The sequence below is a fragment of the Paraburkholderia fynbosensis genome, from assembly GCF_902859935.1.
Classification (GTDB): Bacteria; Pseudomonadota; Gammaproteobacteria; order Burkholderiales; family Burkholderiaceae; genus Paraburkholderia; species Paraburkholderia fynbosensis.
In genome coordinates this window covers 33,685-55,972 of sequence record NZ_CADIKI010000031.1, presented here as the reverse complement: position 1 = coordinate 55,972, position 22,288 = coordinate 33,685, and the positions used below count along the sequence as shown (strand labels likewise).

The window sequence follows — 22,288 nt, the reverse complement described above, 5'->3', positions numbered from 1 at the left end:
GATGCTAACGTATACGATACGTATACGCAAAGTCGCCAAAAAAACGAGACACTGCGAATACCTCGTTGGAGTAGTCAAACCACCATCACGCCCTGTCACGGAGTCACAGTATGAAACCCTCGCTCATGTTGAGCCGCCTGCTCGCAACCGGTCTTGCGGCCTGTGCGCTGCTCGGCTCGATCGACGCCGGCGCGCGGACGCTCGACGAGATCATTGCGTCGAAGAAAATCGTGTTCGGCATCAATCCGAACCTGCCACCGCTTGGTACTTACGACGCGAAAAACAATATCGACGGGTTCGACGTCGCGATTGCGCGCAAGATCGCCGACTCGCTCGGTGTGAAGCTGGAAATTGTGCCGGTCGGCTCGAACGATCGCGTGCCTTTCCTGATGGCCGACAAGATCGATGCGGTGATGGGCGGCATGACGCGCAACGCCGACCGCCTGAAAGTGATCGACTTCAGCGACCCGGTGAACACCGAAGTGCTGGGCGTGCTGACGACGCAGGACAAGCCGTACAGGGACTACATGGCGCTGAACGACCCGTCGGTACGTCTCGTGCAGGTGCGCGGCACGACGCCGATCAAGCTGATTCAGGACAAGCTGCCGAAGGCGCAATTGCTGTTGCTCGACAACTACCCGGATGCGGTGCGCGCGATGGCGCAGGGCCGCGCCGATGCACTGATCGACGTGCTCGATTTCATGTTGAGCTACACGAAGAACTATCAGACGAAATGGCGCGTGGTCGATGCGCCGATCGAAGTCGACTATGACTGCATCGGCATCAGGAAGGGCAATACGGCGCTGACCGAACGTTTGAACAAGGAAATCGGCACGCTGCAAAAAGATGGCTACGTTGCCACCAGCTGGAAGAAGTGGTTCGGCAGCCCGATGCTGTACGACCCGACCGCCGCGCCGCCGACCGTCGCAGCGCAGTAATTGATCAACCGGCCGTGGTGCGAGGCGTCTTCGTCGACGAAGACACGGCACCGCGCCACTCGTTTCAGGGAGTGCGGATTCGATGACGCTTCAGTTCGGGCCTATCCTCGAGCAGTGGCCCTATCTGCTCGGTGGTGCATGGCTCAGTCTGCAGATTGCCGTGCTCGCGTTTATCTTCGGCATGGTGATCGGTCTCATGTGCGCGTCGATCCTGCGTTATGGGCCGCCGCTTTTACGCCACATCGTGACGGCGTACGTGAGCTTTGCAACCAACACGCCGCAGCTCGTGCAGATCTTCTTTCTGTTTTTCGGCTTGCCAGAAATCGGCATCACATTATCGCCGTTCACGGCGGTGCTGATAGGAGCGACTTTTAACGCAGGGGCGTATCTTTGTGAGATCCAGCGAGCGGGATTCGCGTCGGTACGCTGGGCCGAAATAGAGGCGGCCGAAGTACTCGGTTTCTCGACGCCGCAAATCGTGCGTCACGTGATCTTCCCGCATGTGATGAAGGTGATGTTCCAGCCGCTGTCGAATCAGTTCATCGTGATGACGCTCGGCACCTCGATGGCATCGATCTTCGGCGTCGAGGAACTGACCGGGCGCACCAGCAATATTGCGTCGCAGACGTATCTGTCGGTCGAGGCGTTCAGCGTGGCCGCCGTGATGTACATCGGCGTCACGATACTCGCGACCTTCGCGCTCGCGATGTTCGGCCGTCACGTGTGCCGTGCGAAGATAAAGGTGTTTTGATGGCCGGTTCGATGATGACTCAACTCACGCATCTGTTTTCGTATTACAACCTGCTGTTGCTGCTGGAAGGACTCGCGGCGACGTTCGTGCTGTCGGCGATCGGCTGCTTCGCGGGTTTTATCGCGGGCTTCGCCGTCGCGGTACTGCGTGTGACGCGTTCGCGCGCGATGGCGCCGGTGCGCGCGATCGTATTCGCGTACTGCCTCGTGTTTCGCCGCGTGCCGTTTCTCGTCACGCTGATGCTGGTGTTTTTCGCCACGCAGTCGCTCAATGCGAATCTGTCGACGTTCAACGTTGCGTTGATCAGCGTCTGTCTGATCGCGTCCGCGTATCTCGGCGAGATCGTGCGCAGTGGGCTGGAGTCGGTGCATATCAATCAGTGGGAGGCCGCGAGCACGCTGAATTTCAGCTACCTCGAAACGCTGCGGCATGTGATCGTGCCGCAAGCGTGGCGCGTGATCGTGCCGCCAACGTTCGGGTTCTTCGTGATGTTCATCAAGGACACCGCGCTCGCGTCGCAAATCGGCGTGATGGAACTGACGTCGGCCGGCAAGGTGCTCAGCAACAAGGGCTTCTCGGCGACGCTGGTGTATGGCGCGATCCTGGTGTTGTATTTCCTGATGTCGTATCCGTTGTCGCGCTTGGGTAAGCGCATGGAGAACAAACTTGCCGCAACTCGAAATCGTTGACCTGAAAGCGTCTTATGGACCGCATACCGTGCTCGAGCGCATCAACCTGTCGGTGGAGAAGGGCGAGATCGTCAGTCTGATCGGCCCGTCGGGATCGGGGAAAAGTACGTTGCTGCGCGTATTGATGGGACTGCTGCCGCCCGAACATGGGCGCGTGTCGCTGAACGGCGAAGTGGTGAACTACGCGAACAAGGCCGCGTTGCGCGCATTGCGCTCGGACATCGCTATTGTGTTCCAGCAGTACAATCTGTTCCAGAATATGACAGTGCTCGACAACGTGATGATTACGCCGACGAAGATAAAGGGCTGGCCGCGTCAGGAAGTCGAAAAAAACGCGATCGATCTGCTGACGCGTGTCGGTCTCGCGCATCGGCTGCATGCTTACCCCGACGAATTGTCGGGTGGTCAGCAGCAGCGCGTGGCGATTGCGCGCGCTCTGGCGCTAAAACCGAAAGTGCTGTTTCTCGACGAGGTGACGGCCGCGCTCGACCCCGAACTGGTCAACGAAGTACTGGACACGATCCGCCAGCTCGCTTCGGACGGCATCACGATGTTTATCGTGTCGCACGAAATGAGTTTCGTGCGCGAGGTGTCGTCGAAGGTTGTATTCATGGCGGGCGGTCATGTGATCGAATCCGGCACGCCGCAGCAGGTATTCGACGCGCCGCAGGAAGCGAGAACGCGCGAATTCGTCGGCAAGATCTTGCGCCACTGACGCGAGTGATTGCGCGATCCTGTTGCGCTCTGCAACGCGCAGCAGGTCTGCCAACACGGCTAGCTGTAAGTACCTTCCGCGAGGCGTTCGAGCACGAAGTGGCGCAGGTTCTGCAAATGCTGACGCACCGCCGCGCGCGATGCTTCCGCGTCGTCGGTCAGATACGCTTCGAGAATCGCCAGATGTTCCGCGCGATCGTCTTCGATGCGGTTGAACGGCGTCACCAGTTCGAACAGGCGGCTATTGGTGCGTACGAGGTCGATCATATGCGCGAGCACCCCGTTGCCGCTCGCGCGCGCCATCATGGTGTGCACCTGATCGTCGAGTTGCCAGTGGGCCTGCTCCTGCTGGCCACTGCTGAGCCCTTTGATCTTCTTGATCAGTTGCTGAACGACCTTCTTGTCGATCTTGCCGATTGCAAGACCAATGGCTTCCGCTTCAAGCAATTCGCGAACTCTCATTGCCTGAAAGTACTCCTGCGCGCTGACAAAGCGCACCGAGTAGGAGCGTGCGCCCGCGCGCACCAGCAGACCTTCGCCTTCGAGACGCAGCAGCGCCTCGCGCATGGGCGTGCGGGAGATGTTGAGTTCTTCGGCAAGACGCCCTTCGACGACCGGGCCGCCGCTGCGCAACGCTTTGTCGAGAATCATTCGGCGTAACGTGTGATACGCCAGTTCGCCCAATTTTTCAGAGCCTGCAGAAGGAGAAGTAGCCACGCTGCCTCGCGAAAGTTATACCGTAAGTATACGTAGTGTATGCGGTTGTGCAAGAGAGGCAGGTGGTCGACACGGCGATCGCGGACGAAAAGATCCGGCGTTCGGCAGGCGCTTGCACGTCGACCTTGAAATATACAGCCATGCTGTATAGTATCATCATGTACATCCGCTACTCGAAGCGGCCGATCGTCATCAGTCATCGGGCAGGCTATGAACAGCAACGATCTCAAGGCGGTTGTCGCGCGCTTTAATCGCGACGTGATTCAGGACGGCAAGCGGGACGCCTTCGACGCGCTGATGGCGCCCGATTTCATCAACTGGTCGGCGCCGAACGAAGCGCTGCGCGGCGCCGAAACGATGTGGAACACATTTGCGTCCGTGCTGCGCCCGGCAATCGGCACCATGCGGGTGCAGATCCACGAGCAGTTGTGCGACGGCGACAAGGTCACCACGCGCAAGACTATTTCCGGCAAACACGTTGGAACGCTGGCGGGCGTCGAAGCTACCGGAAAAGAGATCGCCATCGACGTGATCGACATCGTGCGCGTGCGTGACGGCCGCTATGTGGAGCATTGGGGCGTCAATACGCTGGCAGCCGTCGTCGCGCAACTCGGCCAGCGTTGAGCTTGCAGTCATGAGTCGCACAGAACAGAAGTCGTCGACGGCCGGCACGGGCGAAGCAGCGCTGCTCGCCGAGGCCATTCGAGATGTAGTCGGCCGTCTTGTCAGAAGCGTGCGCGAACATAGCGGCACGCATTTGAATGCGCAGAACGAAACGCTTGCTGTGCTGGAGCGCAGCGGTTCCGTCAGCATTGCGGTGCTGGCCGAACACAGAGGTGTCACGCATCAGACCATGCGTCTGATCGTGCTGAAGCTCGTCGATCAGGGACTGGTGACGTTGAAGCAGGACGACAAAGATCGCCGCGCCTATCTCGTGCAGGTGACCGGCACGGGGCGAGAGCACATCGAGCAGGAGCGCGCTGCGCGCGCGCAATGGCTGACGGAGCGACTGCTGAGCAGGACGAATCGCGAAGAACGCAAATTGCTGAAGGCCGCGGTGCAAACGCTGGACAAACTGATCGGGTAATCGGCCGGCGCATCGTTCTAGAAACCGTGGCGAGCCGTGACGCAGTCAATAAACAGTTGGTATTCGGCCGCCAAGGTCGTGGCCATCGGGCTCACGTTGATCACCGGTGCGGGCAGCAGGGAAGCAGCGACAGCTGCCTATCCTTACATCGATGCCGCGCATCGTGCGAGCAGCCGTTACTGCGAAAAATGCCTGTCGCGGGTGCCGGCCATCTGCGAGCTAAAGTCGGAAGTGGTGTACGGGGGAGTTGCGGCGAGAGGTTGAAGGCGGTGGAGGTTTCAGCTGAGAATCTGATTGTCGAAGTCGGAAACCAGCAAACAAACCATCCACCATGAGCAAGTCTACGGAAAAAGCAGTCTTCGGTCTATCGGGCGCCGGCCTGGGGTTGGACGAATTGATCCGCCACGGAGCACGGCAGGTGATTCAACAAGCGATTGAGGCGGAGTTGGCAGAGCTGATGGAGCGGTTCGCAAACGTCAAGACTTTGCACGGGCAACGCGCCGTGGTGCGCAACGGCTACCTGCCGGAACGCGAGGTGTTGACGGCCGCCGGGCCGGTTCCGGTGAAGGTGCCGAAGGTGCGCGATCGATCAGGATCAGGCGTGAAGTTCAATTCGGCGATTGTGCCACCGTATGTGAGGAAATCGCCCCGTGTAAGCGCGGCACTGCCGTGGCTGTATCTGAAGAGACCTGCTCGGCGCCGGCCATAAACCGTCGATCGACCATTGCGGGTAAGTGAGCGTTCCCAATGCCCCTAGAGCGCACGCGCGATTGCGATGCGTTGGCACTCACCACCCGATTGCTTCAACCCGTTTCGCCGACGGGCAGGCAGCGGCCACTGGGAGTACCTAAAATGATTTCATAACGCACCTTTCACAGATGACTGTTGGAACGTTGCGGATAAAGATGCCCTGAAGTGCGAACCCAGTCACGCAGTTAGCGTTCTTTGGCGCGATTCATCGCGATCCACCACAGCCCCCGTATACCCAGTTTGGGGGCCTCGACGACACCGCACCGAGCCATAGTAGACCACGTGGATGCTGATGTGCAGACGCCCGGCGGGGTACTGCACCGTGAACTCGTCGAGTCGCACCGGACAGCTCACGGGAATTTTGTACATATAGCGAATCAATTCGACCATTGCGAACGTGAAGGGCTTGCCGCGAGGGCTGAGCAAGCCTTCCTGATTAAGGCGCGCAACGATCTGGCGACTCGAGCAGCCAGCATCGAGACGACGTGGCCAGATTTCACTGATTAAACCTGCGCCATGCCACCGTCGACGAATAGCTCGGTACCGGCGACGAAGCTGCTGTCGTCGGATGCGAGAAACAGCACGGCCGACGCGACTTCCTCGGGGCGGCCGATGCGTCCCAGCGGCGTCGCGGCGGCGAACTTCGCTCGCAGTTTGGCTGCTTCGGCCGCGGTAGAAACCTGACTGTCAATGATCGGTGTGTCAATAGCCCCCGGGCTGACCGCATTGACGCGGATGCCACGACCCTGGAACTCGATAGTCCACGTTCGCGCCAGCGAGCGAACGGCGGCCTTGCTGCACTGTAGGTATCGTGAGCGTGCAGGCCTTTGATGCCTGCAATCGAGCTGGTGAGGATGACGCTGCTTCCTTCGGCCATCAGGGGGAGCGCCTTCTGCATCGTGAAGATGACTCCGCCCACGTTGACGTCGAACGTCGCGTCGTAGTGTTGCAGCGTGATCTCATCGAGCGTCCGGTGTTCAATCGAACCTGAATTGGCGAATAGAACGTCGATCTTGCCTCGCTCGTTAACTATCGAAAACATGCGATCGAGGTCATCGAGCTTTGTTACGTCGGCCTGTACAGCCGTCACGTTCCGGCCGATCTGCTGTACGGCCTTGTCAAGTTCCGATTGTCGCCTTCCAACGATGAAGACGTAAGCGCCCTCGTCGACGAACCGTTGTGCGGTTGCGAGGCCGATTCCGCTGCTGCCGCCTGTGATGATCGCGGTCTTGTTTGCAAGTCGCATCATATGTGTCCTTCTAAGATTGAGTGACGGTATTGCCTCTGGGCCTCGGCCTGGAAAAGCGGGAGTCTCCTCTTCGGGGTCTAGATCGCCGTGGCACTTCTGTCAGGCAGCTGCCGTCCCGGAATGGAACGCGTAGTCGGTGTAGCCGCGCGCATCGCCGCCATAGAATGTTGAGCGGTCATAGCGGGTGAGCGGCTTACCGGTGCGCAGTCGTTCGGGCAGGTCGGGATTCGAAATGAACATGCGCCCAAACGCGACGAGGTCCGCATGTCCGTCGATGAGAATCTGTTCGGCGCTTTCGCCCGTAAATCCGCCCGCAGCGATGATCGTCCCTTTATAGATGCGCCGGATGTCCTTCGACGTCACGTCAGACTCACTCGTATCCTGCTCGACAATACCGCGAATGCGCGGTTCGATTACGTGCAGATATGCAAGGTCATAGCTGTTCAGTCGCTCGGCCACATAGCCGAATGTGGCATGTGGATCGCTGTCCGACATCGTGCCATATGTGCCACTCGGTGAAAGACGAAGGGCGACGCGGCCCGGACCCCATACGGAGACGACGGTATCGAGCGTTTCGAACAGGAATCGCGCGCGGTTTTCGATTGCGCCGCCATACATGTCAGTGCGCTGGTTCGTGCCGTCCAGAAGGAATTGCTCAAAGAGATATCCATTTGCTCCGTGCAGCTCAACGCCGTCGAAGCCCGCTTCCTTCGCAAGCATGGCGCCACGGCGGAACTGCTCGATAATCCCTGAGATCTCCTCGAGTTCGAGGGTGCGAGGCACAACCAGCTCCGCTTCGGTGATATTGCCGTCTTCGTCACGAATAGCAGCGTGTTCGAGCGAGCGCAGCGCAGAGGGAGCCACTGGCACGACGCCACCCGTGTTACCGGGATGCGCCTGACGTCCCGCATGCCACATTTGCACGAAGATGCGCGCGCCCTTCGCATGGACAGCATCAGTCACGCGCTTCCAGCCTTGCAACTGCGCTTCCGTATAGATACCCGGCGCGTCGACATAGGCGATGGCAAGCGGTGAGACGGCGGTCGCGTCGGTGACGAGCAGACCGCCTTTGGACGCACGCTGCGTGTAATAGTCGACCATCAGATCGCCCGGGACATTGCCTTTCTCAGTGCGCATCCGCGTGAGCGGCGCAAGCACAACACGGTGATCGAGTTTGAAAGATCCGACATGGGTGGGGCTGAAGAGCCTGTTCATTTGTTCATCCTCATGGAAGAGTGAAAGATGAGCGAATAATGGCCGCCGGCGTCGGGTGCGGGAAGAGGGTTTGAAGTGATAACAGTCATTCCCATTTGGCATGTCGTCCGAGTCGGTCAGACGGTCATGCCTGCGGGGAATGGCACCTATTCCGGATACGTGACTGTTGCAAGGACGCAAGGAAGGGCATGATACAAACGACCGATCGTCGAACGGAACTGACAGCGGATCGCGCGATCGACGCAGAAATGCTTACCGCGAGGCCGCAACATTCTCGACGGCAAGTTAGCACAAGGGAATATCAACATGAAGATACTGGTGACGAGTGCCAGCGGTGCGAACGGCGGTGGATACAGCCGGCTTCTGGCGTTCACGATGGATGGGGTCGCGCAGGGCGCTTTCAGCAACGACTCGCGTATCGTCGATCCGCGTGGACTTCGAGTCGACGCGAACCGGCAGCTGCTTTACGTCAACAGCGGCGACGACCGTATCCTTGCGCTCGACTCGTGGGGCGAAGTTCAATTTGATACTGGCCATATCCCGGGGCTAAATGCAGGGGGCGGCAACCTCGGACCGGACGGTCGTTACTATGTGGGCTTGCGCACAGAGAGGACCGTTGCTGCATTCCCGCGAGATCTCGACGGCATCGGCACGGCAATCCTGCCGCCCGGAATCGTCCCGTTTCCGCGTGGGTTTGCGTTCGCCGACGATGGCACGCTGTTTCTCGCGTCAGGCGTCGGACCGGATGGGCGGGGAGAAAGTGTAATCCTGCGGTTCTTGGCGAGTGATGTGCTCAGCACAAATATCCTCGCGGCGAGCGACGCAATGAGTCCGCTGGATTTGGCTATCGCGCCAGGGGGCAACGTGCTGGTCTCGAGCGAGTGTCCGTTTGGTTCCCCGACAGCCGCGACAACTGTTAGAGAATACGATGCCAGCAGCGGCGCCCTGGTGCGTGTCTTCTCTCCTCCGGACGACGTACCGTTTCGCCGTCCGCGTGGATTGCGGTGGGGGCCCGATGGCCATCTTTATTGTGTGGCGCAAGACGGAGTAATTGCATTCGACTATGAAAGTGGGCGCTGCCTCGGCGTCGTCGTCGATCATCCCCGCCTGAACGGGCAGGCGATTGAGTTTTTTGGCGAATGAATCGTCGTGGCACAAGTCGGCGACCGCGAAATGACTACCCCCAATGAAGCGTGAGAAGCTTGATATGGATCGACTAGCTGCAATGGAAAGTTTCGTCAGCGTTGCGGAGGCGGGTTCGTTTTCGGCAGCTGCGAAGCGGATGAATGTCGGGCAGCCCTCCATTTCGAAGTCCGTCGCGCAGCTCGAAGAGCGCCTCGGTGTGCGGCTCATCTTGCGTTCGACCCGAGGGCTGACGATGACGGACGCCGGTCAGCGTTTCTACGAGCAGGCGAAGCTCGCGATAAAGGAGGCCGACGAGGCCGAGCAGGTCGTCCGGGATGCGTCCGATAGCCTGTCGGGCTCCCTGCGAGTAAGCGCGGCGGTGACGTTCACCTGTATTCACGTGTTGCCGGCGCTGGGTGCCTTCCTGAGTCGACATCCGAAAATTGTGATCGACCTCAGGCTTGAAGATCGGAATATCGATCTGCTCGAAGAGGGCCTGGACGTAGCGTTGCGAATGGGCTCACTGGCCGATTCCGCGATGACTGCGCGTCGCATCGGCCAGAGCCCACGGCTCGTCGTCGGCACGTCAGAATATTTCGCGCGTGCTGGCATGCCCACGACGCCCTCCGACCTGAGCGAGCATCAGGCGATCGTTTATTCGCAACGCGGCGGCGGTGAATCGTGGACGTTTAACCGGGACGGCGACGAAGTCGACGTGACCGTGTCCGGACGCGTTCGCGTGAGCGCGGCTGAAGGAATGCGGACGGCCGTCCTCAGCGGAATGGGGCTCGCCGTCGCGTCGCGCTGGATGTTTTCGCCCGAACTGGCGTCGGGCAAGATCAAGGCCGTATTGACCGACTGGACTTTGCCCACGCTTGACTTATGGGCCGTGTTCCCCTCGGGACGGCTAGTGACGGCGAAAGCACGCGCATTCGTTGAGTTCGTCGAGGAAGCGCTCGCCGTGTAATTGAGAGTTGCGTCGACCAAACCCATTCCTCAAGAGAATAACCGAAATTCCTCACGGCTCACTACTGCCCACTTGCTATAGAGACTAGATTCCTATCAGCCGACTGGGATGTCGGAGGGACGCTCAAACGCCTCGCGAACGAAAAGGCGCGGAGTTTCGAGCTGGTATGAAAAGATTGAATTGGGGCGGCCTCAAATCTGAAGTGCAACACCGTTTCGTATAAGGTGTTGCGATGCGCGAAAGAACTCAGTATCAGCAACTTCAACCTGAAGAGCGTCTCATCATTGCAAGCCTGCATCTGCAGGGTTCGGGTATTCGGGCCATGGCCCAGATACTCGGGCGCTCGCCGGCCACCGTTAGCCGTGAACTGACGCGAAACAGCTCTCCTGCAGGCTACGCATCGGTGCCGGCTGAAGCGCTCAGCGCCGCACGCCGCAGCGCGGGCCGCCGCCCCACAAAGCTTTGCCTGCAAGGTGTCTGCTGGCGTATCGTTCTCACCCTGCTCGAATGGAAATGGTCACCCCAGCAGATATCAGGCACGCTCAAGCGTATGTATCCGACTGACCCGACCCAGCAGGTTTCGCATGAAACCATCTACACGGCCATCTACGCTCAGCCGCGCGGCGAACTACGCCGTCAGCTCATTGCCTGTCTGCGCCATGGTCACAACACACGCATGCCGCGTACACGGGGCACCGACCGGCGCGGACAGATTGCGGACATGGTCAGTATTCATGTGCGGCCGCCCGAAATCGAAGACCGGGTGCTGCCTGGACACTGGGAAGGCGACTTCATCAAGGGGGCTGGCAACCAGTCCGCGGTAGGCGTTCTGGTTGAACGGACCAGCCGCCTGGTGCTGCTCGGAAAGATGGGAGACGCCACCGCAGCTTCCGCGTTGGCGGGCTTCTCGGCCAAACTCAATTCGATTGTCGCGCCACTGCGCCAGAGCTTCACTTATGACCAGGGCAAAGAAATGTCGCGCCATAAAGAGCTCGCTGCCGCAACCGGCGTGAACGGGTTGTGTCGCAGTAAGACGAGGGACGAGAAAATGCGATAACCAAAGGATACCTTATGAAACGAGCGAGGAGCGAGTAGAACTGCTGCGCAGCGGACAGCGGGATTTTACCCTGACATTTCATCTGCCATTTCTTGATCATGTGCATGGTCTCAATGCCACTGAGAATAACGCGAGCGCAGTCAAAGTTCTTGAACCCCTGAATCGGCCGAGTGATGCGTTTGATGGCCCGATGGTCCTGTTCGACCACGTTGTTCAAATACTTGACTTGACGAATCTTGATGGGCGTCTCGCGCTCGGCATTCACCGCATGAAGCGCTGCCAGATTGGAATCGCTCTTGTCGATGGTCACCGTCTCGGGCGAGCCGTTCTGACCGATTGCCTTTTCAAAAAACCGCCGGGCAGCAGCCTTGTCCCGCTTGGCTCTAAACAGAAAGTCGATGGTGTTGCCCGCCTTGTCCACGGCGCGATAAAGATATTTCCACGAGCCTTTGACCTTGATATAACTTTCATCCATGCGCCAACTTCTGCCCACCGGGCGCTTGTGCTTGCGAAATGTCTTTTCGAACAAAGGCACCAACTTGATGACCCAACGATGCACTGTTGAATGATCCACGCCAATGGCGCGCTCAGCCATCATCTCCTCAAGATTCCGAAGACTTAGCGAATAGGCCACATACCACCGCGCGCACAACAACATCACGTCCAGCGGATAGTGCAACCGCTGCAGCACCTTGGCAACGCCAGCAGCAAGGGCCATTCGTGGTGTTGCGGTCTTCTTCATTGTGGGCACAAGCAAAGTTTTGGCAACCTGCACTTTACCGCAGCATCGCTATTGCGACAAAACCCCCATGGCCGGGCAAATCGAAAGCGACCACACGGAAGTTCGATCGTAACGCGTCGATCTGTCGGTCCCAATAGGTTAGGTCCAGTCCGATAGCATGGATGAAAACAACCGTGGCCTTTTCGCTCGGGCCCGTATGTACCCAGTTCAAGGAAGTCGTCATGGCTGCAATTCACCTTGCTGACTTGGCGAAACCGCGGTCTTTTTGCCTTTGCGGCCGAGGTGAGTGAAGCCAAAACCGGTGCCGTATTTAAGGCCGTAGCCGAGGGCCCGGTCGAAGCCGATGTGGGCGCACCAGATCATGCCCGCGCTGAGAAGGATTGGCGCCGAAACAAGGAGGCCGGCACTGATACAGCAGCTCGCTCCGCTGTATGAGTGGGCCGAATTGTAGGCGATGGAGCCGACCTTCGGCCCCGCCAGGAATCCGAAAAACGAGAGATCGGGCGCAAGAAACCATAGCGCGAATGTTCCTCGGCCGAGACCGAACTTCGAATAGGCCACGCAGGCCGCAATGAGTACGAGCACGCCTTCAGGCCGAAGTACGACACGCACCGCACCCGTAGTTTCGCCGGACATCCGAACCTCCTTAGCGCTCGCGAGCGCGACCATTGTTTTGTTGTTAATTCTTTTTAGTGCGTTTGCCGAGGCTTGTGAGTGAGGCGTCAAGCGCTTCGATCAGCACCAGGAAACTCTCATCCACGGATAGCGGCATTTGAAAACCGCCGCGCGCTTCAATGTCGGCGAACCCGTGCAATCCGGCCCGCACCACGCGGATCGCGTGGATTAAGCGGTTATCCGGCAAGTTGTAGCTTCTGATGGCGGCGCCCAGAATTTCGACCGCACGCGCGGCCTCGGCTTTTTGCACAGTTGATTTGGGATCAATGCCCGACTGCGTCAGCGCGTAGAGACTGGCGTGTTTGACCGCAAAGCGTCGATAAGCCTGAGCGACCGAAAGGAGCGCCTGGCGGCCGGAACGTCCAAGAACGGCGGCCGTCAGATCGTCGGTCAGCCGACGGATCGACAGCGTAGTGACCCGAAGGATCAGATCGTCCAGCCCGGCGATATGTTTGTAGAGGCTGGGCGCCGCCACGCCGAGCTCAGCCGCGAGCCGTGCAAGTGTCAGTGCGGCAAGACCGTCGGCATCCACGATGCGCGCGGCGGCCTCCGTGACGATTTCGGTGTCAAGGCCTTGCCTAGGCATTGGTCTTCAACTTGCCGCCCAACGCTTCATCGAGCCAGTTGAGGACGACCTCGTGCAGGTAAGCCACTGACTCATCTTTGAACGCGACCTTCATGGTCTTCTCCAGTCTGGCCCAGCCCTAGGAATTGCTGGGCTTGAAAGCGCCATTCACGCGGATCTTCTCCAGAAACTTGGAGACGGCTGGGCCAACGATCTCCGGGCGTTCAAGCATGGGTGCGTGGCCGGCTCCGGTCACCGTGAGTGTATCCACATCCTTGAAGTTCGATGCCACCCATTTCGCTTCACCCAACGGGTCTTTCCAGTCCGGATCAACATCACCGATCACGACAAGAACCGGAGCCTTGACGCGACCGATCGACGGCGCGGCGACACGATGATCGGCGCCGGCGACCGTAGCCTGGAAGGCGGCCCAATGCCCGGGGCGCATCAGAGATGCGGTTTTGATGGCTGCCCGCTCGCTGGCCTTGTCGCCGAGACCCGGCCAAAGCTTGGCGGATTGACCGCGCCAGAACGGGGGGCCCCACGGCCGCAGGAGCATGAACCTGAAAATCCCGCGCATCAGCTCGCTGATGCCGTTGCGGAGGAAAGGCGCCAGGAGCACGAGACCGGCAACCTGATCGGGACGACGGGCCGCCGCCATCACGGCGGCGGCGGCCGATAGGGACGCACCTGCCAATACCGCCGGGCCTCCGCCAAGCGCTTCGATGACGGTCAGGAAATCCTCGGCGATAGCTTCGTCGCCGTAGCGATTGAAGTTCGTCGTGCTGTCACCATGTCCGCGAAGATCGATACGCGCGACGCGATATCCGCGGGCCACCAGGAACTCGGCGAGCGGTCCATAGGCGTCGCGAGTATCGCTCATCGCCGGCGAACAGATAACGAGAGGCCCCTCACCTTCAATCTCTACGGCAAGCCTGCCCCCGTCCGTGTCGAAAAAGTTAGTCATAGCTCGCTCCCCCTTCCGTTCCGTAAGTTAACGTCCTTTGCTTTTTGGCTATTGTTCGTAGCTTCTATGCTATCGCAAATACTAAAGAGGAGCAAATGTAAATGCATACCGGTTCTTGTCGACCTCGGAGATGAGCCAGAGTTGTTCGGCTTCGACGATTTCGCCGGTGATCTTGTCCTGCGCTGAATCCATTTGCACCTCACTGAGTTCTTCTGCAGCGTGAAGTATGCCGCAACGCTCGACCGGTGCTGCGGCCAGTGCGGTACCCTTGCATAATCCGCATTACGACTTTAACGACGCCGCGTTACCTGTGGGCGCAACGTATTGGGTGAATGTCGTTAAGGCCTTCGGCGTGCGTCATGACGCAGTTTGACGGACCGCCGCGCCGCCGCTAGAAACTCAGCGTTTCGTGCGCCTTGACGATCTCGCCAGCCACCGTCTCGATCTGTTCGCGCTTGAGCATGGCCTGCGTGCGCAGCAACTGATACGCATCTTCCTCAGACATGCCGCGCGAGTCCATCACGATCCGCGTGGCCTGCTGGATCACCCGACCTTTCGCCTGCTTCTGCTCGAGCCGCTCGATGTATCGCTCACGCGCGCGGGATGCCTTTGAATTGCGTGAGCGCCACTTGCTCTTCCTGGTCACTGTTGTTTCGGTCATTGGACATTATTTCCGTTATCGTCTCATGACCTCGACACACAAAAAATCTCACAGGCTCGACAACTCTGGTGGCAACGATCCTTCACGTCGCAACTCCATCGGGCCACGCTTTGCTTGGCACTGTGGGCCGCTTCGTCTGCGACTGGTGGTTGCATCGCGATGCATAGCCCGCAAATCCCGAAATATTGGCTAACTCAGCGTCGAAAAGGCAGCCGGTGTGAAATCAGCAATCTGATCGGAGCGCCCTTGCCGTATCTTCTCAAGCCATACAGGATCCTGCAGCAACGGACGTCCGACTGCAACCAGATCGAACTCGTCACGCTCTAGTCGTGCAACAAGCCCGTTCAGCGATGCGGCGCGGGCGCTCTTTCCCGCAAAGGATTCATAGACATCTCCGCTTAGTCCCACGGAGCCGACCGTGATGGATGTGACGTCCACGAGCTTCTTGGCCCAGCCGGCCAGATTGAGCTGGTCGTCAAACTCGGGAAAGGCGGGTTGCCAGAATGTCGGCTGAGAGAGGTGAAATGCATCGGCACCGGCGTCGACGAGCACGCCGAGCCACTGTTCGAGCATCTGTGGCGTACTAGCGAGCCGCGCACTGAGGTCCTTCGGCTTCCACTGCGAGAGGCGCAAAATGACCGGAAATCCTGGGCTCACTACCGAACGGATTGCCTTGAGGATCTCGATCGCAAAGCGGGAGCGCTCGATGAGCGTCGAACCGCCATACAGATCGCTGCGCAGATTGAAGTCTTCCGAGAAAAACTGATTGATCAGATAACCATGCGCACCGTGCAGTTCGACGCCGTCAAAACCCAGTCGCTCGGCATCGGCCGCCGCGCGTGCAAAAGCATCGATGGTGTCGGCCACGTCGATCTCGCTCATCGCTTGGCCGATGGACTCGACTGTGATCGAAAGGCCCGAAGGGCTCTCATAGGGGGCTGGCGGTATCCAGTCCGGCACAGCATTCGAGCACTTCCCTCCTACATGCCAAAGTTGCGGGGCAATGCGTCCCCCTGCGGCATGAACCTCGTCTACCACTTTCTTCCAGCCCCCAAGAGCTGCTTCACCGTGGAAACAGGGGATATGAGGTTCGTTGAGTGCAGCCGGTCGAGCGACTCCAGTCCCCTCCGTGATGATGAGACCGACGCCGTGCTCCGCGCGGCGGCGATAATACGCAGCGACCTCGGCGGTCGGGACTCCGTTTAGAGAAAAGGACCGCGTCATCGGAGCCATGACAACGCGATTAGGCAGATCGAGGGCGTTTAGCCGGTAGGGGCTGAATAGGACGTCAAGATTGGACGTCGGATATCTTGGGATTAAGAAGGGTTGCCTGGTTAGAGCGCGTCGAGCCACGCGGTCATCGCATTGTTGATGTCGTCCTTGTGGTCCAGCATGATCCAGTGTCCTGCGTCGACCCAGGCTTCGACTTTCGATTTCGGGTGCGAGAACCACGCGCGCATGTGCTCTGCTTGAGCCTCATTGAGACAAAGGTGGTAGAAGGGAACAGTCAGGCTGCGGCAGAATTTCGCACTCGCTTCGCCCAGGCCCACCTGGTCAGATCCGAAGAAAAGCGGGCCGAACGATTCACGTACGACGTGCGGCGGCATACCCTGGACGCGTCTTGCGTGCCAGCGCCTATATGCCGGATCGGTCAATGGACCATAGACGTTCTGGAATAAGGCTGAGACCACCGTGCTCGGGTCTCCGATATTTAGCGCTTCTGTGGTCTTGGCGAAGACTTGCACGGCATCACCTGAAAAACCGAGCGCACCATCGACAGATACAACGGCGCTGACGAGATCCGGTCGCTTGGCGGCGAGGCGGGCGGCGATCTGACCGCCCATGGAATGGCCGACAATGATGAACTCCTGGCCGGGATAGCGGATCGACATCAATGCCTCGATATCGTCAACGTAGTCGTCGGGCGTGTAAGCACCCGACGGCATGACCTCAGATCTGCCATGTCCGCGCAGGTCGACGGCAATGACGCGATACCTGCTCTCGAACAATGGCAGTTGCCAGCTCCAGTCGTGGGAATCACAAGTCCAGCCGTGGAGGAACATCACGTTCTTGCCAGCGCCAGCCTCCGTTGCGAAGAGCTTCGCGCTCGGTCGAGTCGTTAAGTGAGCGCCGCCCAGAGGAAGCGTCGTTGCATTTCCACCGCTGACAGCGAGATTCAACCCGTCGTATCGAAACGGGTCGCGCCGATTTTTTTTCCATCGTTTGTACTCCATGATGCCCCCAGGTCGTCGGCTGGTCACCTGCGCCAACAGCGCGAGCCAGGCTCGGAACTTCGAGCAGTTGGTCGTGACGTCTATGGTATACATTGGATATCTACGGTCAATTACGCACCTGTGAGTGCGTAGATATACGGGGGGATATCGGCATGACATGCCAGGTTGATACGGTGTTCTTCGCGGACTGCGCTGCGCGCTCTTTCTTCGATCAGGTGGCCAACAAATGGTCAGTCATGATCCTCACGCTGCTCACCGAGAACCCGACACGCTTCAACGAAATAAGACGAAGGCTGGAAGGAATTACACACAAGGCGCTCACGCAAGCCTTGCGGCGTCTGGAGCGCAATGGACTGATCGCCCGGAAGGTGCTCGATACCTCGCCAGTCGCCGTCGAATATTCGATCACCGAACTCGGTCGTACACTGCAGGTTCCGTTCGGTGCGGTGTATGAATGGTCGATCAAGCATTTGCGTGAAATCGAGCAGGCACAGGAAGCCTATGACGAGCGGTACGAGGCCTGACAGGAAGAGCAGGATACGACCACTTCCCAGCGAACCTCCGAGACCGCCAATCGCCTCGCCCAGACGAGCCAGACCGGTGCGTACCACGTGGTGAACAGCTCTATTGCAGCAGGGTAGGTGCGGCCAAGACTGCCGTGGCAATGCACGATCGTGATCGTAAAAAGGCGCTGGCCATTCAGCCAACAAATTATCCGCCCCTTACTATGCAGTGGCCGTGGATCTCGCTTGAGAACTGCCCGCCGAGCAATGACCGCCGCCCTCATCCCGCCGCACGATTGTCAAAATCGCGGCGCGCCTCCTCGACCGCGTCCAGATTGTTGGCAGCCCAGACCCACACCCCACAAAACGCCGCACCCAATGTGATTCCCAGATCCGTGAGCTTGTACTCAACCTTGGGCGGCACGACTGGATACACGGTGCGTACAACGAGGCCATCCCGTTCCATTGCGCGCAGGGTCTGGGTAAGCATTTTCTGGCTGATACCTCCAATCATCTCGCCAAGGCGGCTGAAACGGAGCGGTGACTTCTCCGCTAGTACATCGAGAATCAACATCGTCCATTTATCGGCAACGCGGCCAATCAGATCCCTGACCAGGGACACAATCCGCGGATCAAGATTGATCGGCGGAGTAAGGCTGGCGTAGTACTGTGCGGCCGCAATCTGTTCCTCGGTGAACTTGGGGACTTGCGCCATATCGACACTCTCCGTTTGGTAAGTATATGACTTTCAGGTGCCTTCTTCCCAATGGCGAGTATGCCCTTCAAACTACGCTCGTGCTCAACCTGGTAGGGGCAACCTGATGAAAATGAACGGAAGGACCGTGTTGATTACGGGGGGAACCAGCGGTATTGGTCTGGAGTTCGCGAAGCAACTGACCGCGCGAGGCAACACTGTGATTGTCACTGGGCGCTCGCCCGAGAGGCTGGAAGCGGCGCAACAAGCTATACAGGGGCTGCATGCATTTGAGAGCGATGTCAGCAATCCAGCGAGTGTCGAGTCACTGTACGAAATCGTGTCGAACCGGTTTCCATTGCTGGACACGCTGGTGAACAACGCAGGTACGATGCGTAACATCAAGCTCGGGCAGCAATATGAGTTGAGTGATCTGACTACCGAGATCGATGGGAATCTGAAGGGACCAATGTGGATGATCCAGGCGTTCCTTCCTTTGTTGCGCCGTCGGAAGGGCAGCCTGATCGTGAATGTATCGTCAGGCCTCGCGTTTATTCCGTTTCCTGCCTCGCCTGTATATAGCGCGTCAAAGGCCGCGATTCACGCTTATACGCGGTGTCTGAGAGCTCAGCTGGAGGACTCTTCCGTGTCGGTAGTCGAACTAGCGCCTCCAGGCACCGAGACGCCACTGTTCCGTGGCGAATTCGCCGAGGAAATGAAAGGGGAAAGGGGCATGGACGTGAGTGTGCTTGTGAAGCATGCGATCGAGGGTATCGAAGCCGGGAAACCCGAGATTCGCCCCGGGTTAAGCAATCTGCTGAAAATCGCCAGCCGCGTTGCGCCGCACTTCATGTTCAGGCAAATGGTGAAGCTGGGGCGTCCGGAGTCGTCCACGCCAATGTGACGCCCCTCACTGTAATACATATCTGCTACGCTGAGTGTTTGTTAGATTGCTTGGGAAATCGGCGGTAAACTCCATGCGCCCGCCGATACGCCATCTTAGAATTTTGTTTGTAGCCCCACCGATACACCGGTGATACCGGAACTCCCCGGGCTGCGGTTGAGAACAGCGATATTCGTCGGATCGTTCTTGTAGGCACCGGAAAAATGATTTCGGTCGGCTTCCACGTAAATCTCAGTTCGCTTCGAGAGGAAATACTCGCCTATCACATAGGCGGTCCGCTTGTGACCACTGGCGCCATTTACATTGCCGAGGTTGCTGGCGATGTCATCGTAATAGGCAGCAGTCACCGCCAATGCCGGCGTAATTTGCCAGACGATGCCGCCCTGCGGTACGTCGTTACGTCGCTGTGAAGGAGCTTTCGCTGAACCACTCACGGTCAATACCAGATAGCTGAGATAGACGCGAACGGGTCCAATCTGCCACACGCCGCCGGCGTAATAGTTCTGTGCTATCCGACTTGCATCCGCATTGTAGGTGCGTTGATAGGCAATACCGCCCCTTAGAGATCCCGTATCGTAACTAGCGGCCGCCGAGTAGTTGGATCCTGCACGCTGGTTCCCGGCGACACCTCCGAATGAATAGCTTGCGCTAAGCTTTGCTCCGCCGAAGCCGTTTGTATATTTCACTGAATTGTTGAAGCGGCTATCTAAGGTGAAAAAGTTAACACCGAGAAGCCCGCCCGGAGTGACCGCAGGATCTGCGCCACCAATCTGCGAGGGATCCAGAGAAATACCTAAATCCTCAAAGGAACTGAACTGGCGTCCCGTCGTCAGACGTCCATATGTCCCATCCAATCCAACATATGCCTGACGGGACCACAGGACGTTATTCGTCGCCAGGGAGCCATTCGAGGAGTTAAAGCCATTTTCCAGACGGAAAATGATCCTCACTCCACCTCCGATGTCTTCTGAGCCGGTCAGACCGAACCGGTTCGGCGCGATGATGTTGGAATATTCGACTGTCGAGCCTCCCTTCGTTCCGCTAACCCACCTGACGCCTCCGCCAACAATACCGAACAGGCTCACACTTGACTGTGCGTGTGCAAGATTGAATGCGGAGGAAAGCAAGATTGCAGCTAAAGGTGTCTTGTTCATTAGTAGACCTATATAAAAACTTGAATTGTGATGGTCTAAGCGTTACCCGTAATCGTGTCCGCCAGACTTGGGCCAGCAGTGCGAGTTATCGGAAACGGTCTCCAAAGGCGTCTGTCTCCTCGACGCCCAAACATCTTTGCCGGAATGCCGCTTCCAAGAACTTCGGCTTACCGGCAAACGGCAGATAAAACCGGCGCTGCGACCGCAGCCTTTCGGCGCGGTTGAGAGCAAAAAAAACATGGTCTCCTGCGACGGAGTGCATCCGGTATACCATCCAAGCTAAGAGATGGCTCTCCAGCGGGAGTGGCTATGCCGGTGCGTCCGGCGGTCGAAGGTATTACCGGCCGTCGCGATGATCTCGCTCCTCGACGCCGTCCAGCGAAGCCGCTTTGGAGCGAGATTTTCACGATTTATTGTTCAGGTATTAAATGCTTCACCGTGCGTACATGCGGGACCAAGTTGTCATGTTGGCCTGATTCGCTCACGGTTGTCCTGTTATTTCTTCAAAGCTCCTATTGCGCGTTCGTGGGCCGGCCAGCCCGATGGTGAGTACCGCGATGAGCATGCAACTGCTGATCGTAAGGAACACTGTGGCGACCCCGCCACGTGTCAAAGCAAAGGCAACGATGTACCCGCTGATCGCAGCCGACAGTCTCGTAAATGAGTACACGAAGCCAACGGCGCGGGCCCTTATGGACGTGGGGAAGATCTCGCTTTGGTAGGCATGACCGTGAAAGCTCAAGGCCGCATTCGCAAACGTCAGGCCGACGCCCGTGCTGATCCAGCCCATGGACGAGACAGAGTGTGCAAAGATGAGACCCAATACAATGGCAACAAGGCCAATAACGATGATTTGGTGCTTACGTTCGAATCGATCTGCCAGCAAGGCGACCATTATTGGCCCCAACGGCGCTGCAAGACTGACGCCGAAGGTATAGAACAAGCTGTGCTTCAGCGGCACACCCTGCGCCTCAAGCAGGGTGGGGATCCAGTTGCTGAATCCGTAGTAGGCGATATTCTGAAAGACGAAGTAGACAATCATCATCAACATGGCATTCCGCACATAGCGAGGGGAAGTGCTGTGTGCCGTACGGGGCTCTGTCGCTGCTGGCGCAACCGGCGCGGACTGGCCGCCAGGCTGCCCTCCACCGTCAAAAGCATCGAGCACGGTGTGCGCCTCCTCCCGACGTCCTTGGGATGCAAGCCAACGCGGGGACTCCGGCAGATTTCGGCGAAATATCCAGAATGCCGCCGCGCCCGCCGCTGGAAGGAAGGTCAACCACCTCCAACCCGTGATGCCGAATATCGAGCGCGGGATCAAGATGGCCGCCAGCAGGGCTGCAACAGGGATTGCAGAATACTCGATGGATTTACACATGCCGAATGCTTTGCCCCGGAGGTGCTTGGGCATGATTTCCACGATGAAGCAGTCGATTGCAACAGACTCGGCGCCAAGTCCGACACCCGCCATGAATCGCCAGCAACAGACCCAGATTGAGTCGTTCTGCAACCCCATGACGAACGTCGCAAGAGCGTAGGAGACCAGCGCGTAGGCGAACACGGCTTTGCGACCGAACCGATCTCCTAATCCTGCAAAGCCGATCACACCGACATACAGACCGAGGAAGGTAGCTGCTATGAAGGTTGCCTGGTCGGAAAATCCAAACAGGCCAGCATTACCTGTCTTGAAAATTCCCGCTGCCACGAGGCCCGGCGAGAGGGGGGCCGTCAAAGCAAGGTCGTAAACTTCGAAGAAGCCGCCCACCGCAACCAGGGCGACCCACCCCCAAAGGCGCATTGACCCGTTCAGCAAGTCAATGCGCGCACCGATCTGTGCCACTGCGGCGGCACTCTCGGGATCGTTGCGAGCGGACGCGCGAGTTTCCATGGCCCTTGCAGCCGTCAATATTTTTTGCATGTTGTCTCCTCC

Annotated in this window: 22 protein-coding genes and 4 pseudogenes; 12 read left to right on the top strand and 14 right to left on the bottom strand. The window is 58.5% G+C overall.

Annotated elements, in window-relative coordinates; genetic code table 11:
• Nucleotides 1-110 precede the first annotated feature (110 nt).
• The 4 genes from HV770_RS34640 to HV770_RS34625 all read left to right on the top strand — a co-directional run bounded on the left by HV770_RS34640 (nt 111) and on the right by HV770_RS34625 (nt 3,093).
• Complete coding sequence (locus HV770_RS34640) at nt 111-938, top strand: transporter substrate-binding domain-containing protein (RefSeq protein ID WP_175165964.1); 828 nt, start codon at nt 111-113, stop codon at nt 936-938.
• Nucleotides 939-1,020: 82 nt separating this feature from the next.
• Complete coding sequence (locus HV770_RS34635; RefSeq protein WP_175165963.1) at nt 1,021-1,689, top strand: amino acid ABC transporter permease; 669 nt, start codon at nt 1,021-1,023, stop codon at nt 1,687-1,689.
• Nucleotides 1,690-1,700: 11 nt separating this feature from the next.
• Nucleotides 1,701-2,378, top strand: coding sequence for an amino acid ABC transporter permease (locus HV770_RS34630; RefSeq protein ID WP_246291482.1), 678 nt, complete (start codon nt 1,701-1,703; stop codon nt 2,376-2,378).
• Nucleotides 2,356-3,093: an amino acid ABC transporter ATP-binding protein gene (locus HV770_RS34625; protein WP_175165961.1), complete on the top strand. Its 738-nt coding sequence runs from the start codon at nt 2,356-2,358 to the stop codon at nt 3,091-3,093. Before HV770_RS34630 ends, HV770_RS34625 begins: the two co-directional genes overlap by 23 nt.
• Before the next feature lie 59 nt (nt 3,094-3,152).
• Here the strand turns inward: HV770_RS34625 and HV770_RS34620 are convergent, their stop codons facing one another.
• A complete protein-coding gene (locus tag HV770_RS34620; protein WP_281366307.1) occupies nt 3,153-3,809 on the bottom strand; it encodes a GntR family transcriptional regulator in 657 nt (218 codons plus the stop codon).
• A gap of 210 nt (nt 3,810-4,019) precedes the next feature.
• Here HV770_RS34620 and HV770_RS34615 point away from each other — a divergent pair, with 210 nt between their 5' ends.
• The 3 genes and pseudogenes from HV770_RS34615 to HV770_RS34605 form a co-directional block, all read left to right on the top strand.
• Nucleotides 4,020-4,433 (top strand): ester cyclase, encoded by a 414-nt coding sequence (locus HV770_RS34615; RefSeq protein ID WP_175165959.1) that lies wholly within the window; start codon nt 4,020-4,022, stop codon nt 4,431-4,433.
• 10 nt (nt 4,434-4,443) lie between these two features.
• Nucleotides 4,444-4,896, top strand: a complete 453-nt coding sequence (locus tag HV770_RS34610) for a MarR family winged helix-turn-helix transcriptional regulator (protein WP_175165958.1) — start codon at nt 4,444-4,446, stop codon at nt 4,894-4,896.
• Nucleotides 4,897-5,227: 331 nt separating this feature from the next.
• Nucleotides 5,228-5,581 (top strand): annotated as a pseudogene (locus tag HV770_RS34605) (transposase); the annotation flags it as partial.
• Between the two features lie 568 nt (nt 5,582-6,149).
• Here HV770_RS34605 and HV770_RS34595 read toward each other — a convergent pair.
• A pseudogene (locus HV770_RS34595) lies at nt 6,150-6,895 on the bottom strand (SDR family NAD(P)-dependent oxidoreductase).
• Between the two features lie 99 nt (nt 6,896-6,994).
• Entirely contained in the window at nt 6,995-8,110 is a 1,116-nt protein-coding gene (locus HV770_RS34590; protein WP_175165977.1) for an alkene reductase, read from the bottom strand.
• Between the two features lie 306 nt (nt 8,111-8,416).
• On the opposite strand from HV770_RS34590, the gene HV770_RS34585 reads away from it, so the two are divergent.
• From HV770_RS34585 to HV770_RS34575, 3 genes and pseudogenes are all read left to right on the top strand, one after another.
• On the top strand, nt 8,417-9,253 hold the full coding sequence (locus tag HV770_RS34585; RefSeq protein WP_175165956.1) for an NHL repeat-containing protein: 837 nt from the start codon (nt 8,417-8,419) through the stop codon (nt 9,251-9,253).
• 64 nt (nt 9,254-9,317) lie between these two features.
• Nucleotides 9,318-10,202, top strand: a complete 885-nt coding sequence (locus HV770_RS34580; protein WP_175165955.1) for a LysR family transcriptional regulator — start codon at nt 9,318-9,320, stop codon at nt 10,200-10,202.
• Nucleotides 10,203-10,434: 232 nt separating this feature from the next.
• Nucleotides 10,435-11,214, top strand: a pseudogene (locus HV770_RS34575) (IS30 family transposase); the annotation flags it as partial.
• A gap of 67 nt (nt 11,215-11,281) precedes the next feature.
• On the opposite strand, the pseudogene HV770_RS34570 reads toward HV770_RS34575, so the two are convergent.
• From HV770_RS34570 to HV770_RS34540, 8 genes and pseudogenes are all read right to left on the bottom strand, one after another.
• A pseudogene (locus HV770_RS34570) lies at nt 11,282-11,977 on the bottom strand (IS6 family transposase); the annotation flags it as partial.
• Between the two features lie 58 nt (nt 11,978-12,035).
• Entirely contained in the window at nt 12,036-12,224 is a 189-nt protein-coding gene (locus tag HV770_RS39945; RefSeq protein ID WP_425497544.1) for an alpha/beta fold hydrolase, read from the bottom strand.
• A complete protein-coding gene (locus tag HV770_RS34565) occupies nt 12,221-12,637 on the bottom strand; it encodes a DUF4260 domain-containing protein (RefSeq protein ID WP_175165954.1) in 417 nt (138 codons plus the stop codon). The genes HV770_RS39945 and HV770_RS34565 overlap by 4 nt, the downstream gene beginning before the upstream one ends.
• Nucleotides 12,638-12,680: 43 nt before the next feature.
• Complete coding sequence (locus tag HV770_RS34560; RefSeq protein ID WP_175165953.1) at nt 12,681-13,262, bottom strand: TetR-like C-terminal domain-containing protein; 582 nt, start codon at nt 13,260-13,262, stop codon at nt 12,681-12,683.
• A 118-nt stretch (nt 13,263-13,380) separates the two neighbouring features.
• Nucleotides 13,381-14,208 carry an alpha/beta fold hydrolase gene (locus tag HV770_RS34555; RefSeq protein ID WP_175165952.1) on the bottom strand — a complete coding sequence of 276 codons (828 nt, stop codon included), beginning with the start codon at nt 14,206-14,208 and terminating at the stop codon, nt 13,381-13,383.
• A 391-nt stretch (nt 14,209-14,599) separates the two neighbouring features.
• Nucleotides 14,600-14,869: an ANTAR domain-containing protein gene (locus tag HV770_RS34550; RefSeq protein ID WP_246291480.1), complete on the bottom strand. Its 270-nt coding sequence runs from the start codon at nt 14,867-14,869 to the stop codon at nt 14,600-14,602.
• Nucleotides 14,870-15,058: 189 nt separating this feature from the next.
• Nucleotides 15,059-16,222, bottom strand: a complete 1,164-nt coding sequence (locus HV770_RS34545) for an NADH:flavin oxidoreductase (protein ID WP_281366306.1) — start codon at nt 16,220-16,222, stop codon at nt 15,059-15,061.
• On the bottom strand, nt 16,204-17,103 hold the full coding sequence (locus tag HV770_RS34540; RefSeq protein ID WP_175165975.1) for an alpha/beta fold hydrolase: 900 nt from the start codon (nt 17,101-17,103) through the stop codon (nt 16,204-16,206). Before HV770_RS34540 ends, HV770_RS34545 begins: the two co-directional genes overlap by 19 nt.
• A gap of 92 nt (nt 17,104-17,195) precedes the next feature.
• On the opposite strand from HV770_RS34540, the gene HV770_RS34535 reads away from it, so the two are divergent.
• A complete protein-coding gene (locus tag HV770_RS34535) occupies nt 17,196-17,627 on the top strand; it encodes a winged helix-turn-helix transcriptional regulator (RefSeq protein WP_246291477.1) in 432 nt (143 codons plus the stop codon).
• 259 nt (nt 17,628-17,886) lie between these two features.
• On the opposite strand, the gene HV770_RS34530 is transcribed toward HV770_RS34535, so the two are convergent.
• Entirely contained in the window at nt 17,887-18,321 is a 435-nt protein-coding gene (locus HV770_RS34530) for a winged helix-turn-helix transcriptional regulator (RefSeq protein WP_175165950.1), read from the bottom strand.
• Between the two features lie 106 nt (nt 18,322-18,427).
• Between HV770_RS34530 and HV770_RS34525 the strand changes: the two genes are divergently transcribed.
• Complete coding sequence (locus HV770_RS34525) at nt 18,428-19,204, top strand: SDR family oxidoreductase (protein ID WP_175165949.1); 777 nt, start codon at nt 18,428-18,430, stop codon at nt 19,202-19,204.
• Nucleotides 19,205-19,299: 95 nt separating this feature from the next.
• On the opposite strand, the gene HV770_RS34520 is transcribed toward HV770_RS34525, so the two are convergent.
• Both HV770_RS34520 and HV770_RS34515 read right to left on the bottom strand, forming a co-directional pair.
• Nucleotides 19,300-20,358, bottom strand: a complete 1,059-nt coding sequence (locus HV770_RS34520; RefSeq protein ID WP_175165948.1) for a porin — start codon at nt 20,356-20,358, stop codon at nt 19,300-19,302.
• 481 nt (nt 20,359-20,839) lie between these two features.
• Nucleotides 20,840-22,276: an MFS transporter gene (locus tag HV770_RS34515; RefSeq protein ID WP_175165947.1), complete on the bottom strand. Its 1,437-nt coding sequence runs from the start codon at nt 22,274-22,276 to the stop codon at nt 20,840-20,842.
• Nucleotides 22,277-22,288 lie beyond the last annotated feature (12 nt).